The sequence below is a fragment of the Bradyrhizobium sp. Arg237L genome (assembly GCF_029990105.1).
Lineage (GTDB): Bacteria > Pseudomonadota > Alphaproteobacteria > Rhizobiales > Xanthobacteraceae > Bradyrhizobium.
Genome location: NZ_JAQMIL010000049.1, coordinates 42,225 through 57,947, shown reverse-complemented (window position 1 = coordinate 57,947; position 15,723 = coordinate 42,225). Strand labels below are relative to the sequence as shown.

The window sequence follows — 15,723 nt, the reverse complement described above, 5'->3', positions numbered from 1 at the left end:
AACCTTTGTTCAGGCCGGGTTTTTTTATGGCCTGATTTCTGTCCGGGACCTCCGCGTCGGAGGAAGGGGCCGCAATGACCAAGGTGCAGTCGATCAAGAGTCCGTCGATCCAGGGTGAGGACCGCGCCCATGAGGCCGATCATCCGTCCTCGCCGGTAGCAAAGTTCGGCATGGATCAGCCGTTGAAGCTCGACTGCGGCATCGACCTCGCGCCGTTCCAGATCGCCTACCAGACCTATGGCGAACTCAATGCCGAGCGCTCCAACGCCATTCTGGTCTGCCACGCGCTGACCGGCGACCAGCATGTCAACAATTTGCATCCGGTGACGGGCAAGCCCGGCTGGTGGGAGACCATGGTCGGCCCTGGCCGTCCGCTCGACCCCTCCAAGTACTTCATCATCTGCTCCAACGTGCTTGGCGGCTGCATGGGCTCGACCGGCCCTGCCTCGCTCAGCCCCGCGACCGGCAAGGTGTGGGGCCTGGATTTTCCGATCATCACCATTCCCGACATGGTGCGCGCGCAAGCGATGCTGATCGACCGGCTCGGCATCGAGACGCTGTTCTCGGTGGTCGGCGGCTCCATGGGCGGCATGCAGGCGGTGCAATGGGCCGCGGCCTATCCGGAGCGCGTGTTCTCGACGCTCGCGATCGCCTGCTCGACGCGGCACTCGGCGCAGAACATCGCCTTTCATGAGCTCGGCCGGCAGGCCGTGATGGCCGATCCGGACTGGCGCGGCGGACGCTATGTCGATCAGGGCACGCATCCGCATCGCGGGCTCGCGGTCGCGCGCATGGCTGCGCATATCACCTATCTCTCGGACGCGGCGCTGCATCGCAAGTTCGGGCGGCGGATGCAGGATCGCGAACTGCCGACATTCTCCTTCGATGCCGACTTCCAGGTCGAGAGCTATCTGCGCTACCAAGGCTCATCCTTTGTCGAGCGCTTCGATGCCAACAGCTACCTCTATCTGACGCGGGCGATGGACTATTTCGACATCGCCGCCGACCATAATGGTGTGCTGGCGAAGGCGTTCCGCGGCATCAAGACCCGGTTCTGCGTGGTGTCGTTCACGAGCGACTGGCTGTTCCCGACCTCGGAAGCGCGGGCGCTGGTGCATGCGCTGAACGCCTCCAGCGCGCGGGTCTCGTTCGCGGAGATCGAGACCGACAAGGGCCACGACGCCTTCCTGCTCGACGTGCCCGAATTCTTCGACATCTCCCGCGCTTTCCTGCAGTCGGCCGGCAAGGCGCGCGGCCTCGGCGATGCGGGGGTCGTGTGATGGCGCTTCAGGAACAAACCCTGCCGCTGCCCGGCGTGGCGCCGCAGGCGAGTACGAGCCTTCGTCCGGACCATGTTCTGGTCGCCGAAATGGTGGAGCCCGGCTCGCGCGTGCTCGACGTCGGCTGCGGCGACGGCGATCTGTTGCAGCTCCTGGAGAGCCGCGGCATCGACGGCCGCGGCATCGAGCTGTCGCGCGAAGGCGTCAACCACTGCGTCGCCAAGGGGCTCGCGGTGGTGCAGGGCGATGCCGACACCGACCTCGTCAACTATGCCGACGATGCGTTCGACTACGTGATCCTGTCGCAGACCCTGCAGGCGACGCGCCAGCCGAAAGCGGTATTGGAAAATCTCCTGCGCATCGGTCACCGCGCCATCGTCTCGTTCCCGAATTTCGGTTTCTGGAAGATGCGGCTGCAGCTCCTGGTCGGCGGGCACATGCCGCGCACCGAAAACCTCCCCGCCACCTGGTACGACACCCCCAACATTCATTTCTGCACCATCAAGGATTTCGTCCAGCTCTGCGACGAGATCCACGTCAAGATGGAGCGCGCCGTCGCGCTCGACCTCTACGGCCGCCCGGTGCCGCTCAACCTGCCCTGGTGGGTCTGGAACATGTTCGGCGAGCAGGGTGTGTTCCTGCTGAGCAGGGGCGGCAAGGGACGCTGAGCACTCTCCCCGTCATTCCGGGGCGCGCGGCTTAGACTGTTGCCGCGCGCTCCTGCCTCGTCATTCCGGGATGCGCCGAAGGCGCAGGCCCGGAATCCATCGGGCGGCAGGTCACGCTGCCCAATGGATTCTCTGATGTGCAATTGCACATCATAGCTCACGCTTCGCGTGCCCCGGAATGACAGCTAGGCCACCATCGACCTCGGATCGCGCGGCAACCATCGGCCCGCTTCCACCAGCGCGATGAACCGCTCGACCATCTCATTGAACAACGCCGGCTCCTCGAGGTTGAGCACATGCCCCGATTTCGGAAAGAACGTCAGCCCCGCCGCGGGCAAATGCTGCTTCAGGAACAGGCTCGGCTCGACGCAATTGTCGTCCTCGTCGCCGCAGATGATCAGCGCCGGCGTCGGCACGCGTCCGATCGCTTCCGCCATGGTGTAGATCGATGGCCGCGCGCCTTGAAAACTGCGCATCGTGTTGGCCGATCCCTTGGCATCGTGGCGCGCGAGCGCGGCATAGAAATCGGCATGGCCGCGCGGATCCTTGACGAGGAACGGAATCCGGCCCGGCGCCTCGCGTGTCACCTTGGCGACTTCGGCCGATCCGATGCTCTCATACTGCTTGGCGCGGCATTGCGCGCGGAAGGCGTCGAGGTGTTCGAGACTTGAGCCGGAGCCGACGCCGGCGAGCGTCATCGACAATGCGCGCTCGGGCGCATTCAGCGCGACCTGCAGCGACGAATAGGAGCCCATCGACAGCCCGACGAAATGCGCGCGTGCGATGCCGAGATGATCGAGCACCGCGAGCGCATCGGTGTAGAAATGCTTGTAGCTGTAGACCTCGGCCGATGGCGGAACGTCGGAGGGCGTGTAGCCGCGCGCGGAATAGGCGATGCAGCGGTGGCCGCGCGAGAAATAGCGCATCTGCGGCTCCCAATTGGTGTGATCGGCCGCGAACTCGTGCAGGAAGATGATTGGCGTCCCGCTCCCGACCTCTTCGAAATAGAGGCGGACATTATCCTTGGCGACGGCATAGGGCATTTTAACGTTTTCCTCCTTGTGAGCCTGCGCAGCGAGGATCGCAATTAACCTTCATGGCTGCAATGCGGCGGCATCGTTTCCTTTTCCGCCTCCAAATGTTCGCGAAATCGTCCTGCAATTTTTCGCCGCAGCGCGGCACGAAATCTTTGTCTTGCCACATTGAGCGGCACAAAACGCGCCGCGCCTGTCATCCAGATGTCATCCACAGACGAGCGCACCTGGGAAAACGGGGGTGTAACAGAAGGAAAAAATGGGAAGTATGGTTCAGTTACGTGCGTTCCGCCGGTTGCTTCGAGTTCTGGCACTGGCGTTGTGTTCGACGATAATCGTCGTCTCTGTCTCTCCCGCTTCGGCACGTCCTCATCACGGCGCAGGGCGCCACGCCAGGGCCTATCATGCCGGTCATCATGCCAAGCATCACTATGCGCATCATCGTCACCGCCACATGACGCGTGCCTCGCGCTGGGAGCGCGGCGTGGCGCAGATGCAGGCGCAGGGTCTTGCCGACAGCAATGCGAGTCTGTCGCCGGAGCCTCAGCAGGCGGCAAGCCTCGGTTCATCGAACATCGTCGATGAAGCCCGCCGTCACCTCGGCGGCAATCCGACCAGTCGCGGCAGCCTGTGGTGCGCGCGGTTCATGAACATGGTGCTACAGCATTCGGGTTATCGCGGCACCGGCTCCGACATGGCGAGCTCGTTCGCCCGCTATGGGCAGCGTGTCTCCGGCCCACAGGTTGGCGCCATCGCCGTGATGTCACGGGGACGCCGCGGCGGCCATGTCGGCATCATCACCGGCATCGACGCCAAGGGAAATCCGATCATGATCTCCGGCAACAACGGCAACCGCGTCCGTGAAGCCTCAGTCTCTCGCGGCCGTATCTACGTCTACGTGATGCCGACGAACTAGCCGCTACACTCTCCTCTGTCATTCCGGGGCGCGCGAAGCGCGAGCTATGATGTGCAATTGCACATCAGAGAATCCATTCGTCCACTTGTGTATGAGGTGAAATGGATTCCGGGCTCGATGCTTCGCATCGCCCCGGAATGACGGCCCCGGTCATTGCGAGCGCAGCGAAGTAATCCATTTCTCAGCTTGCGGCGCTATGGATTGCTTCGCTCCGCTCGCAATGACGATGTGGCTACTTTGGGTGCGACAAATCAACCCGACGGGCAAATCAGCCGAAAGTCTGTCCAGTCCTTCGCCCAAAAATAAATCGCTTAACCCGTCGGGCAAATCAGCACTATGACTCCGCGCGTCTCACGGCGGATGAGGGGCGGGTCGCGATCGTCACGAACGTTGCGGTGAGATGCGGTGGACGCTGTTGTTGCGAAAGACGAACGCGACATCAGCGGACGGCGAAGTCGTGTGGTCCTGGCGCCCCGACGCTGGCGCTAAGCTTCTTACGAAGTGACGGTGGCAAGAAAGCCCGGTCACCGGGGAGAGCACGAAATAAGCCGTAACACCATCGCGCAGGGAAAGCCGGAATGCTTCGGTTGAACCTGTGGTCCTACCCCCGTGCTTTTTGTTGCACGGGACCCATGGGTGCAACCGGCACCCGGCTTTCCCTGCGCCCTCTGATCAATGAGAGGGTGGAAAGTGAAGCAAAGCTCGGGCGCATCACGCCGCGAGAACGCGAACTCACATCCTCTCACCACTACTCCACCGTCATGCCCGCGAAGGCGGGCATCCAGTATCCGGCAGCCTCTCGGCTCAAGCACTGCTGTTTCTGGAATACTGGATCGTCCGCCTTCGCGGACGATGACAGCGGAAAGCTGTTTGACAGTTGAATCAGAACCCACCCCGCGTGGGGCAGATGGCGCCCTAACCCGCGCCGACGGCTTTCTTGCGCCAGGCGAGATGGACGGCGCAGGTGCAGCCGGGTGGGTGCGAGGTGACGTCGTTGGCGGGAGTGGCGACCGGCGCGAGCGCCGGCGTTGCCTGCTTCGCGTCCTGCGAGGGGATGTAGTTCAGCACGGGCGCGAGCCAGCGCTCGATCTCGGCAACCGTCATGTCCTTGCGTGCGGCGTAGTCCTCGACCTGGTCGCGCTCGATCTTGCCGACGCCGAAATAGAAGCTCTCGGGATGGCTGAAATAGAGGCCGGAGACCGAAGAGCCCGGCCACATTGCAAAGCTCTCCGTCAGCGTCACGCCGGCCGTATTCTCCGCATCAAGCAGTGCGAACAGCGTCTGCTTCTCGGTGTGGTCGGGCTGTGCGGGATACCCCGGCGCCGGGCGGATGCCGTGATACTTCTCCAGGATCAACTCGTCCGACGCCAGCGCCTCGTCGGGCGCGTAGCCCCAGAATTCCTTGCGCACGCGCTGGTGCATGCGCTCGGCAAAGGCTTCGGCGAGGCGGTCGGCCAGCGCCTTGCACAGGATCGAGGAGTAATCGTCATTGGCGTTCTTGAAGCGGTCGGCGACCGCGTCCTCGCCGATCCCGGCGGTGACGACGAAGCCGCCGATATAGTCAGGCACGCCCGAACCGACGGGCGCGATGAAATCCGACAGCGCGGCGTTGAAGCGGCCTTCGCGCTTCTCGAGCTGCTGGCGCAGCGTATGGAAGGTCGCGATCTTCTTTTTCCGTGTCTCGTCGGCATAGACGGCGATGTCGTCGCCTTCGGCATTGGCGGGCCAGAAACCGATGGTGGCGCGGGCCGTGAACCATTTCTCCTCGATGATGCGCTCAAGCATCTTCTGCGCATCATCATAGAGCGAGCGCGCGACCTCGCCGACCTTGGGATCGTCGAGGATGGCCGGGAAGCGCCCCGTCAATTCCCAGGTCTGGAAAAACGGCGTCCAGTCGATGAATTTTGCAAGCTCGGCCAGATCGTAGGCGTCAAAGCTCTTGCGCCCGAAGAAGGTTGGCTTCTTCGGCGGCACCTTGGCGAAGTCGATCTTCACGCCGTTGGCGCGGGCTTGCGCCAGCTTCAGCCGTTTCTTGTCGGCTTGCGCCCGGAAATGCGCCGCGGAGATTTTTGCGTATTCGGCGCGGATATCGGCGGCATAGGCCGCGCGCTTCTCGGGCGAGAGCAGCGAGGAAGCGACGCCGACGGCGCGGCTGGCGTCGTTGACATGCACGACCGGCCCGCCCGGATAGTTCGGGTCGATCTTCACGGCGGTGTGGACGCGGCTGGTGGTGGCGCCGCCGATCAGGAGCGGCAGGTTCAGGCCCTCACGCTCCAGCTCGCCGGCGAGAAAGCTCATCTCGTCGAGCGAGGGCGTGATCAGGCCGGAGAGGCCGATGATATCAGCGCCTTCGGCCTTCGCCGTCTCGATGATTTTTGCGGCCGGCACCATCACGCCAAGGTCGATGACCTCGAAATTGTTACACTGCAGCACGATGCCGACGATGTTCTTGCCGATGTCGTGGACGTCGCCCTTCACCGTCGCGAGCACGATCTTGCCGGCGGCGTTGCGGCCGTCGCTGGTCACGCCGCTCGCAAGATTGCGCGCCTTTTCCTCTTCCATGAACGGCATCAGATAGGCGACCGCCTGCTTCATCACGCGCGCCGACTTCACCACCTGCGGCAGGAACATCTTGCCGTCGCCGAAGAGATCGCCGACCACGTTCATGCCGGCCATCAACGGGCCTTCGATGACGTCGAGCGGACGGAAAGATGCCTGTCGCGCCTGCTCGGTATCGGCCTCGATGAATTCGGTGATGCCGTGCACCAGCGCGTGGCTGAGCCGCTTCTCGACCGGCCATTCGCGCCAGGCGAGATCGGCTTCCCTGCTCTGCTTCTCCTTGCCGCGGAATTTCTCGGCGAGCGCGAGGAGGCGCTCGGAGGCGCCGGGGTCGCGGTTGAGGATGACGTCCTCGCACACCTGCCGCAGCTCGGGATCGATGTCGTCATAGACGATCATCTGCCCGGCATTGACGATGCCCATGTCCATGCCGGCCTTGATGGCGTGGTAGAGGAACACGGAGTGCATCGCCTCGCGAACCGGCTCGTTGCCGCGGAACGAGAACGAGAGATTGGAGACGCCGCCGGAAATATGCGCGCCGGGGAGGTTCTGGCGGATCCAGCGCGCGGCCTCGATGAAGTCGACGCCGTAATTGTTGTGTTCCTCGATCCCGGTCGCGATCGCGAAGATGTTGGGATCGAAGATGATGTCTTCCGCCGGGAAGTCGAGCCGGTTGACCAGGATGTCATAGGCGCGCTTGCAGATTTCGGTCTTGCGCGCAAACGTGTCGGCCTGCCCGGTCTCGTCGAATGCCATCACCACGACGGCCGCGCCATGGCGCTTTGCGATCGTGGCCTCGTGGATGAATTTCTCCTCGCCCTCCTTCATCGAGATCGAGTTCACCACCGGCTTGCCTTGGATGCATTTCAGGCCAGCCTCGATCACTGCGAATTTCGACGAGTCGACCATAACAGGCACGCGGGCGATGTCGGGCTCGGCGGCGACGAGGTTGAGGAACGTCACCATCGCCTTCTCGGAATCGAGCAGGCCCTCGTCCATGTTGACGTCGATGATCTGCGCGCCGTTCTCGACCTGGTCGCGCGCAACCTGCAGCGCGGCCGTGTAGTCACCCGCGGTGATCAATTTGCGGAAGCGCGCCGAGCCCGTGACGTTGGTACGCTCGCCGATATTGATGAAAGGAATGGCGTCAGTCAGCGCGAACGGCTCGAGGCCGGAGAGCCGCAGGCGCGGCTCGATCTCGGGGACGACGCGCGGCTTGTGCGGCGCCACCGCCGCGGCGATCGCAGCGATATGGTCCGGCGTGGTGCCGCAGCAGCCGCCGACGATGTTGACGAGGCCATCGCGCGCGAACTCGCCGATCAGCCGCGCCATATATTCCGGCGTCTCGTCATACTGGCCGAACTCGTTGGGCAGGCCGGCATTCGGGTAGGCGCAGACGAGCGTACCGGCGACGCGGCCGATATCGGCGATGTGGCTGCGCAGGTCCTCCGCGCCGAGCGCGCAGTTAAAGCCGATGGTGATCGGCTTGGCGTGCCGCACCGAATTCCAGAACGCCTCCGGCAACTGGCCCGAGAGCAGGCGGCCGGACTTGTCGGTGATGGTGCCAGAGATCATCACGGGCACATCGATACCGCGCTCTTCGGTGATCTCGGAGATCGCATAGAGCGCGGCCTTGGCATTCAGCGTGTCGAAGATGGTTTCGACCAGGAGCAGGTCGGCGCCGCCGTCGAGCAGGCCCTTGATCTGCTCGCCATAGGCCTTGCGCAGATCGTCGAACGTCACGGCGCGATAGCCGGGATTGGAGACGTCGGGCGAGATCGAGGCGGTACGGTTGGTGGGCCCCAGGGCGCCTGCGACGAACCGCGGCCTGCCGTCCTCCGCACTCACCTTCTCGGCGGCGGCGCGCGCGAGTCTGGCGCCCTCGCGGTTGAGCTCATAGGCGAGGTCCGACATGTCGTAGTCGGCCTGCGCGATCGAGGTCGAGGAGAAGGTGTTGGTCGCGACGATGTCGGCGCCGGCGCGCAGATAGGCGGCGTGGATGTCCTCGATCGCCTGCGCTTGCGTCAGGATCAGGATGTCGTTGTTGCCCCTGATGTCGCGGTGGAAATCCTTGAAGCGTTCGCCGCGGAACGCAGCCTCGTCGAACTGGAGGCCCTGGATCATCGTGCCCATGGCGCCGTCGAGCACCAGGATGCGCTCGCGCGCGGCAGCAATGAGGGCGGTACGCTTGGGAGAGACGGGTACGGTCATTTGATCAGGCAGCTTTCTTCGCGCCGTTCGGACGGATGCCGAGCAGATGGCTGATCGCGAACACGAGATCGGCGCGGTTCATGGTGTAGAAATGGAAGGTGTCGACGCCGTGCTTGGCCAGTTTCTGCACTTGGCCGGCGGCAACGGTGGCCGCCACCAGTTTGCGGGTCTCGGCGTCGTCGTCGAGACCTTCGAATTTTGCGGCGAACCAGTCCGGCACCGTGGTGCCGGCGCGGGTGACGAAATTGCGGGCCTGCTTGAAATTGTGCATCGGCATGATGCCCGGCACGATCGGGATCTCGATGCCGCGCGCCCGCACCCGGTCGAGGTAGCGGAAATAGAGATCGTTGTCGAAGAACACCTGGGTGATGGCGCGCGTCGCGCCGGCATCGACCTTGGCCTTCAGCGTGTCGATATCGGCGTCGAAATTCGCGCTCTCCGGATGCTTCTCCGGATAGGCCGAGACGGAGATCTCGATATCGGGATGACGCTTCTTGATGCCGGCGACCAGCTCCGGCGAGCTCTGGTAGCCGTCCGGATGGGTGTAATAGGGCGTGCCGATGCCACCCGGCGGGTCGCCGCGCAGCGCCACGATGTGGCGGACACCGACCTCGTGATAGCGGTCGACGATCTCGTCGATCTCTCCGCGCGAGGCGCTGACGCAGGTCAGATGCGCCGCCGGCAACAGCGTGGTTTCGTTCAGGATGCGGGCGATGGTCGAGTGGGTGCGCTCGCGGGTCGATCCGCCGGCGCCATAGGTCACCGAGACGAAGGTGGGCGACAGCGGCGCCAGCCGGTTGATCGTGTCCCAAAGGTTGCGTTCCATCTCCTCGGTCTTCGGCGGGAAGAACTCGAAGGAAATGGCGGGAGTCCTGAACGGCGGGGCGGCAACCTCGGTCATGGCTCTCACAAACTCCACGGGACAATCGGCACAGGCTGGGTGGTCAAGCCGGTAAGATAGGGCAAAGCGGGGCGGGCAAACAGCCCATCAGGAATGGGAAATGGCCCACTTTGAGTGAATCTGTTAGCTCAGTGCGAGAACTTCAATTTGCGGTGGGCAGGAGTATAGGTTTCGCGGCTTATCGCAAAAATCCAAAAATTATAGCCTGTTTCTATAACGTTCCGGTCAATTCGGTTCCCTCCTTGGGTGTGGGCAAGGAAGAATTGTTACGGATTAACGACGTTTTGTCCCACTGTCGACGTGGCCCTCCGCTTCGGGGCGTCGCGGAGCTGATCTGCACGCGGAGGGGCTTTGTGGTTTCAATGTGCCGCCCTAGCTTACCGCGATGATTCCGCTTTCCGTCCTGGACCTTTCGGTCGTCACCACAGCCACAAAACCCGCCGCAGCGCTGCGCAACAGCATCGATCTGGCGCGCCATGTCGATGGGCTCGGCTATATCAGGTATTGGCTCGCCGAGCACCACAACCTCGCCTCCGTCGCGAGCCCCGCGCCGGACCTGATGATCGGGCAGATCGCTGCCGTCACCAGGAACATCCGCGTCGGCTCCGGCGGCGTGATGCTGCCCAACCATGCGCCGCTGGTGGTCGCTGAGCGCTTCAAGATGCTGGAGGCGCTGTTCCCCGGCCGCATCGACCTTGGCCTCGGGCGCGCGCCCGGCACTGACGGCGCCACGGCCTACGCGCTGCGGAGCCGGCTCGATCGCCGCGAGGGCGACGATTTCCTGGAGCGGCTGCATGAACTGACGCTGTGGGAGACGCGCGATTTCCCGCCCGGCCATCCCTTCAACAATGTGGTGGCGATGCCCGACGATTCGCCGCTGCCGCCGATCTGGCTGCTCGGCTCCAGCGGCTATTCGTCCGAGCTCGCTGCGCAGGTCGGCATGGGTTTCGGCTTCGCGCATCATTTCGCGACCCATGACGCGGTCGATGCGATGACCAACTACTGCGCCCATTTCAAGCCGTCGCCCTGGCGCCAAACCCCGCAGGCGATCCTCGCGGTGGCAGCCGTGGCGGCTGAGACCGATGAAGAGGCGGAAAAGCTGGCGCTATCGATGGACCTCAACCGGCTGCGCCGGGATCGCGGCCAGTATCTGCCGCTGCCGAGCGTGGAGGAGGCGCTGGCCTATCCCTACATCGACGCCGAGCGCGCTTCGATCGCCCGCAACCGCTCGCGCTTTTTCGTCGGCAGCCCGGCGACGGTGATGGCAAAGCTGCAGCCGCTGATCGCGGCGACCAAGGCGGACGAGCTGATGATCATCACCGCCGTGTATGACCACGAGGCGCGGAAGAAGTCGTACAGCCTGCTGGCGGATGCATTCGGGCTTGCGAAGAAGGCGGCGGCGTAAGCTGTCGTCCCGGCCAAGCGAAGCTTCGTAGCCCGGGTGGAGCGGAACGCGTAACCCGGGACATCTGCGTCAATGTCTGCCAGCGGTCCCGGGTTGCGCTTGGCGCTCCACCCGGGCTACGTGTCCGTCCCGGGTGGACCTGGGAGAGGGCTTGCGCGCCTCAATCCGCCTTCTCGCTGAAGGTTGCGCGGAAGGGGTGGGCGGGATAGACGCCCACGATGCGGAATTCGCGGGAGAAGAATTTCAGCTCTTCGAGCGCGAAGGCCAGCCCGCGATCATAGGGGTGGCCGTCGACGTCGGCATAAAATTGTGTGGCGAAGAAATTGCCGTCGACCATGTAGCTTTCGAGCTTGGTCATGTTGACGCCGTTGGTGGCGAAGCCGCCGAGCGCCTTGTAGAGCGCCGCGGGCAGGTTGCGCACCCGGAATACAAACGTCGTGACCAGCGGGCCCGAATCCTGCTCGGCCCATCTGGCTTCGCGTGCCAGCACCACGAAGCGGGTGGTGTTGTGGGCCTCGTCCTCGATGTCTTCGGCCAGGATATCGAGGCTGTAGATGTCGGCGGCAAGGCGCGAGGCGATGGCGGCGACGCTTTTGTCGCCACGCTCGGAAATGTCCCGAGCGCTGCCGGCGGTGTCGCCGGCGACGATCGGCCTGACGCCGAGCTTGCGGATGATGCGCCGGCACTGGCCGAGCGCATGCACATGGCTCTCCACGCTCCTGATGTCGGAGAGCTTTGTTCCCTTCACCGCCATCAACTGATGCCGGACCGGCAGGAACCATTCGCCGACGATGAACAGGCCGGAGGCCGGCAACAGATGGTGGATGTCGGCGACGCGGCCGGCGACCGAGTTCTCGATCGGGATCATGCCGAGATCGGCCTCGCCGGAGGAAATCGCCGACAGCGCGTCCTCGAAGGTCGGGCAGGGCATCGGCTCGGCGTCGGGATAGGCCTCGACGATCGCGATGTGGGAATTGGCTCCGGGCTCGCCCTGGAAGGCGATTTTCAGCTTCTTGGTCATATCGTGTTCCTGGCGAGGTTTTAGATCATGATCCGATTCTTCGGAACCGGATCATGATCTCATCACTTTGTTTGAGCCTGATCTTTTCGGAAAACCGGTTTCCACTTTTCCGGATCATGCTCTAGCAGCGGTTCAGGTTTTGGCCAGTATCCGCCGGGCGGTTTCGAGGTCGGCCGGGGTGTCGACGCCGCGCGGCACCGTGTCGACGATGGTGACGTCGATCCGCATCCCGGCCTCCAGCGCGCGGAGCTGCTCGAGCTTCTCCTGCTGTTCCAGGGGCGAGGGCGGCAACCTCACGAACCGCTCCAGCGCGGCGCGGCGATAAGCGTAGAGGCCGATATGGTGGTAGCGCGGCCCGTCGCCGAACGGCGCCGTGGCACGGGTGAAATAGAGCGCGCGCAGCCGTCCTGCCGTGATCGGCGAGCCGACCGCCTTCACCACGTTCGGGTTGAGGCTTTCCTCCTCGGTGTGGATCTCGGAGGCGAGGGTGGCGATATCGACTGCGGGGTCGTCGAGCGGCGGCAGTACGGCGCGGATCGTGCCCGTCGTGATGGTCGGGAAATCGCCCTGCAGATTGACCACAATCCCGGCCTTGCCTTGCGGATCGAGCGTGGTTGCGGCCTCAAAGATGCGGTCGGAGCCGGAGGGGTGATCGGCGCGGGTCATCACCACCTCGCCGCCGGCCGCCGTGACAGCAGCGGCGATCTCCGGCGTATCGGTCGCGACCGCGACCCGGCCGATGTTGGCTTCTTCCGCCCGGCGCAATACGTGGACAATCATCGGCTGGCCGGCAATGTCGAGGAGCGGCTTGCCCGGCAGTCTCGTGGCCGCCATGCGGGCGGGAATCAGCACCAAAATCCGCGAGTCAGCCATCGTATCGAAACCCTGCCGGCGGCAGGAATCAGGGTGGGGACGGGGTCAAAGCCGGCGCGTTTATACGGGTTGCCAGAGCGCAGGCAAACCGATATCTCAACTCTGCTCGGGGGAGGCGCGACGAGGGCTGATTCCGAGGCTCACCCCCGCGGCCATTCGGCCCGCCTGAAGTCGACATTTTAGGCCTGGAGCCTGATCCGAAATGGACTCCTTCGAACTCAACAAAATTCTCGGTGCGATCCTCGGCACCTGCCTCATTGTCCTGGTGACGAGCTTTGGCGCGCAGGCGGTGTTCACGCCGAAGCCGCTGGAGAAGCCCGGTTTCGAGATCGCCGTGAAAGAGGCGAGCAAGGGCGGACCGGCGGAAGCCGCCGCACCCTCCGAGCCGATCGAGAAGCTGCTGCAGACCGCCTCTGTGGAAAAGGGCTCGGCGGCCGCCAAGAAGTGCGCAGCCTGCCACACCTTCGAAAAGGGCGGCCCGAACCGCGTCGGCCCCAATCTCTTTGGCATCGTCGGCGAGCCCCGGGGCGAAGGACGCGGGTTCAACTTCTCGGCCGCGATGAAGGCCAAGGGCGGCACCTGGACCTTCGACGACCTCAACAAGTTCCTCACCAATCCGAAGGGTTTCATCCCGGGTACCGCGATGGGCTTCGCCGGTATTCCGAAGGACAGCGAGCGCGCAGACGTGATCGCCTACCTGAATTCGCTGTCGGATCATCCCCAGCCGCTGCCGACCGCGTCGAAATAGCATTTCCCTCATGGATTCAATCGGAACGGCCAGGCATTGCCTGGCCGTTTCCGTATGGATCGCAGGTTGTCATCGGGACGTTTCGCCGCACACGTGATGGCCCCCAGGCTTCCAAGATGAGGAAAAAGCAACATAATCCGCCGAAACCTTGCCCTATATTACGCACTTAGTGCGTAACCCCGGTTCACGACAGGAAGCTCCCCTTGGCCATTACCCGACGACACCTTCTGCAGACCGGCGCGGTGGCCGCGCTGACCCCCATGATGGGCATGGCAGCCGGCATTCCGGCGATGTCGAGCGCGCAGGCGGACCCGGGAGGCAGTGAGCCGGCGTGGCGCCACGCGCTGTCGCTGTTCGGCGATATCAAATATCCGGCCGGCTTCCAGCGTTTCGACTATGTCAATCCGGATGCGCCGAAGGGCGGCGTCGCGCGGATCATCTCGCTCGGCACGTACGACAACTTCAACGTCGCGGTGATGGGCGTGAAGGGCTCGATCGCGCCGGCCGCGATCATGATCTATGAGACGCTGATGTCGCGCTCGCAGGATGAGATCGCGACCGAATATGGCCTGCTCGCCGAAGGCGCATCACATCCCGACGACTATAGCTGGGTGATCTACCGGCTGCGCAAGGAAGCGCGCTGGCACGACAGCAAGCCGGTGACGCCGGAGGACGTCATCTTCTCGCTCGAGACGTTGAAGAAGCAAAGCCCGTTCTATTCCTCCTATTACCGGCACGTGACCAAGGCCGAAAAGACCGGCGAGCGCGACGTCAAATTCACCTTCGACGCTCCCGGCAATCGCGAATTGCCGCACATCGTCGGCGAATTGCTGGTGCTGCCGAAGCATTACTGGGAAGGCACCGACAGCCAGGGCCGCAAGCGCGATGTTTCGGCGACCACGCTGGAGAAGCCGCTCGGCTCGGGCGCTTATCGGATCGCTGATTTCGTCGCCGGCCGCTCGGTCCGGCTCGAGCGCGTGAAGGACTATTGGGGCGCCAAGTTGCCGGTCCAGATCGGCCAGAATAATTTCGACGAGCTGCGTTTCGAATTCTTCCGCGACAACGTCGTCGCGCTCGAAGCTTTCAAGGCCGACCAGGCGGACTGGATCACCGAGAACTCGGCGAAGCAGTGGGCGACTGCGTATGACTTCCCGGCCGTGACCGAGAAACGCGTCGTCAAGCAGGAGTTTCCAATCAACGATTCCGGCCGCATGCAGGGTTTCGTGCTCAACCTGCGCCGCGCTCAATTCAAGGACGCGCGTCTCCGGCGCGCCTTCAACTTTGCGTTCGATTTCGAGGAGATGAACAAGCAGCTCTTCTATGGTCAGTACAAGCGCATCAACAGCTATTTCGAGGGTACAGAATTGGCCTCTTCCGGCTTGCCGCAGGGGCAGGAGCTCGAGCTCCTCGAGACCGTGCGCGACAAGGTGCCGCCGGAAGTCTTCACGACGCCGTACACGAACCCGATCGGCGGCAACCCCGAAGCGGTGCGCGCCAATTTGCGCGAGGCCACCAGGCTGTTGAAGGAGGCCGGCTTCGAGGTGCGCGAGCGCAAGCTGGTCGATCCGTCGGGCAAGCCGGTGACCGTGGAGATCCTGGTGCAGGATCCTTCCTCCGAGCGGATCGCGCTGTTCTTCAAGCCGTCGCTGGAACGCATCGGCGTCACTGCCTCGATCCGTGTCGTCGACGACGTGCAGTACGAGAACCGCATCCGCAGTTTCGATTTCGACATCATCACCGACCTCTGGGGCCAGTCGCTCTCGCCCGGCAATGAGCAGCGCGAATTCTGGGGCTCGCAGGCCGCGGATCAGCAGGGATCCAAGAACACCATCGGCATCAAGAACCCGGCAGTAGATGCGCTGATCGAGAAGGTCATCTTCGCCAAGGACCGCGCCAGCCTCGTCGCCGCGACCAAGGCGCTGGACCGGGTGCTGCTCTGGAATTTCTACGTGGTGCCGCAGTTCGGCTATCCCTACGCGCGCTATGCGCTCTGGGATCGCTTCGGCCATGCGGAACTGCCGAAATACGCGCGCTCCGGCCTGCCCTCATTGTGGTGGTATGACGTGGACAAGGCAAACCGGATCGGCAAACGGTCTTGAGGGATTTT

13 protein-coding genes are annotated in these 15,723 nt (G+C 63.7%); 7 read left to right on the top strand and 6 right to left on the bottom strand.

What is annotated here, in order from left to right; translation table 11 throughout:
* Window positions 1-74 precede the first annotated feature (74 nt).
* A complete protein-coding gene (locus tag OZ411_RS27015; protein ID WP_282530395.1) occupies window positions 75-1,280 on the top strand; it encodes a homoserine O-acetyltransferase in 1,206 nt (401 codons plus the stop codon).
* Window positions 1,280-1,948 (top strand): methionine biosynthesis protein MetW, encoded by a 669-nt coding sequence (gene metW, locus OZ411_RS27010; protein WP_130583220.1) that lies wholly within the window; start codon window positions 1,280-1,282, stop codon window positions 1,946-1,948. Before OZ411_RS27015 ends, metW begins: the two co-directional genes overlap by 1 nt.
* A 185-nt stretch (window positions 1,949-2,133) precedes the next feature.
* Here metW and OZ411_RS27005 read toward each other — a convergent pair whose 3' ends face one another.
* Together OZ411_RS27005 and OZ411_RS27000 are read right to left on the bottom strand one after the other, a co-directional pair.
* Window positions 2,134-2,991 carry an alpha/beta hydrolase gene (locus tag OZ411_RS27005; RefSeq protein WP_282530394.1) on the bottom strand — a complete coding sequence of 286 codons (858 nt, stop codon included), beginning with the start codon at window positions 2,989-2,991 and terminating at the stop codon, window positions 2,134-2,136.
* Between the two features lie 44 nt (window positions 2,992-3,035).
* The gene (locus tag OZ411_RS27000) at window positions 3,036-3,197 is read right to left on the bottom strand and encodes a hypothetical protein (protein WP_282530393.1); all 162 of its coding nucleotides are present in this window, start codon (window positions 3,195-3,197) and stop codon (window positions 3,036-3,038) included.
* A 53-nt stretch (window positions 3,198-3,250) separates the two neighbouring features.
* Here OZ411_RS27000 and OZ411_RS26995 point away from each other — a divergent pair, with 53 nt between their 5' ends.
* Window positions 3,251-3,898 (top strand): TIGR02594 family protein, encoded by a 648-nt coding sequence (locus OZ411_RS26995; RefSeq protein WP_282530392.1) that lies wholly within the window; start codon window positions 3,251-3,253, stop codon window positions 3,896-3,898.
* Between the two features lie 632 nt (window positions 3,899-4,530).
* On the top strand, window positions 4,531-4,779 hold the full coding sequence (locus OZ411_RS26990) for a hypothetical protein (protein WP_282530391.1): 249 nt from the start codon (window positions 4,531-4,533) through the stop codon (window positions 4,777-4,779).
* A gap of 34 nt (window positions 4,780-4,813) precedes the next feature.
* Here the strand turns inward: OZ411_RS26990 and metH are convergent, their stop codons facing one another.
* Complete coding sequence (gene metH, locus OZ411_RS26985; RefSeq protein WP_282530390.1) at window positions 4,814-8,668, bottom strand: methionine synthase; 3,855 nt, start codon at window positions 8,666-8,668, stop codon at window positions 4,814-4,816.
* Window positions 8,669-8,672: 4 nt separating this feature from the next.
* The gene (gene metF, locus OZ411_RS26980) at window positions 8,673-9,569 is read right to left on the bottom strand and encodes a methylenetetrahydrofolate reductase [NAD(P)H] (RefSeq protein WP_282530389.1); all 897 of its coding nucleotides are present in this window, start codon (window positions 9,567-9,569) and stop codon (window positions 8,673-8,675) included.
* Between the two features lie 385 nt (window positions 9,570-9,954).
* Between metF and OZ411_RS26975 the strand changes: the two genes are divergently transcribed.
* Window positions 9,955-10,974, top strand: a complete 1,020-nt coding sequence (locus OZ411_RS26975) for an LLM class flavin-dependent oxidoreductase (RefSeq protein WP_282530388.1) — start codon at window positions 9,955-9,957, stop codon at window positions 10,972-10,974.
* 160 nt (window positions 10,975-11,134) lie between these two features.
* Here the strand turns inward: OZ411_RS26975 and OZ411_RS26970 are convergent, their stop codons facing one another.
* Window positions 11,135-11,995 carry a prephenate dehydratase gene (locus OZ411_RS26970; RefSeq protein WP_282530387.1) on the bottom strand — a complete coding sequence of 287 codons (861 nt, stop codon included), beginning with the start codon at window positions 11,993-11,995 and terminating at the stop codon, window positions 11,135-11,137.
* A gap of 132 nt (window positions 11,996-12,127) precedes the next feature.
* Window positions 12,128-12,868, bottom strand: coding sequence for a 3-deoxy-manno-octulosonate cytidylyltransferase (locus OZ411_RS26965; RefSeq protein ID WP_282530386.1), 741 nt, complete (start codon window positions 12,866-12,868; stop codon window positions 12,128-12,130).
* A gap of 202 nt (window positions 12,869-13,070) precedes the next feature.
* Here OZ411_RS26965 and OZ411_RS26960 point away from each other — a divergent pair, with 202 nt between their 5' ends.
* Together OZ411_RS26960 and OZ411_RS26955 are read left to right on the top strand one after the other, a co-directional pair.
* Window positions 13,071-13,616 (top strand): cytochrome c family protein, encoded by a 546-nt coding sequence (locus OZ411_RS26960; protein WP_130581476.1) that lies wholly within the window; start codon window positions 13,071-13,073, stop codon window positions 13,614-13,616.
* Window positions 13,617-13,819: 203 nt separating this feature from the next.
* Window positions 13,820-15,715 carry an extracellular solute-binding protein gene (locus OZ411_RS26955; protein WP_207234567.1) on the top strand — a complete coding sequence of 632 codons (1,896 nt, stop codon included), beginning with the start codon at window positions 13,820-13,822 and terminating at the stop codon, window positions 15,713-15,715.
* Window positions 15,716-15,723 lie beyond the last annotated feature (8 nt).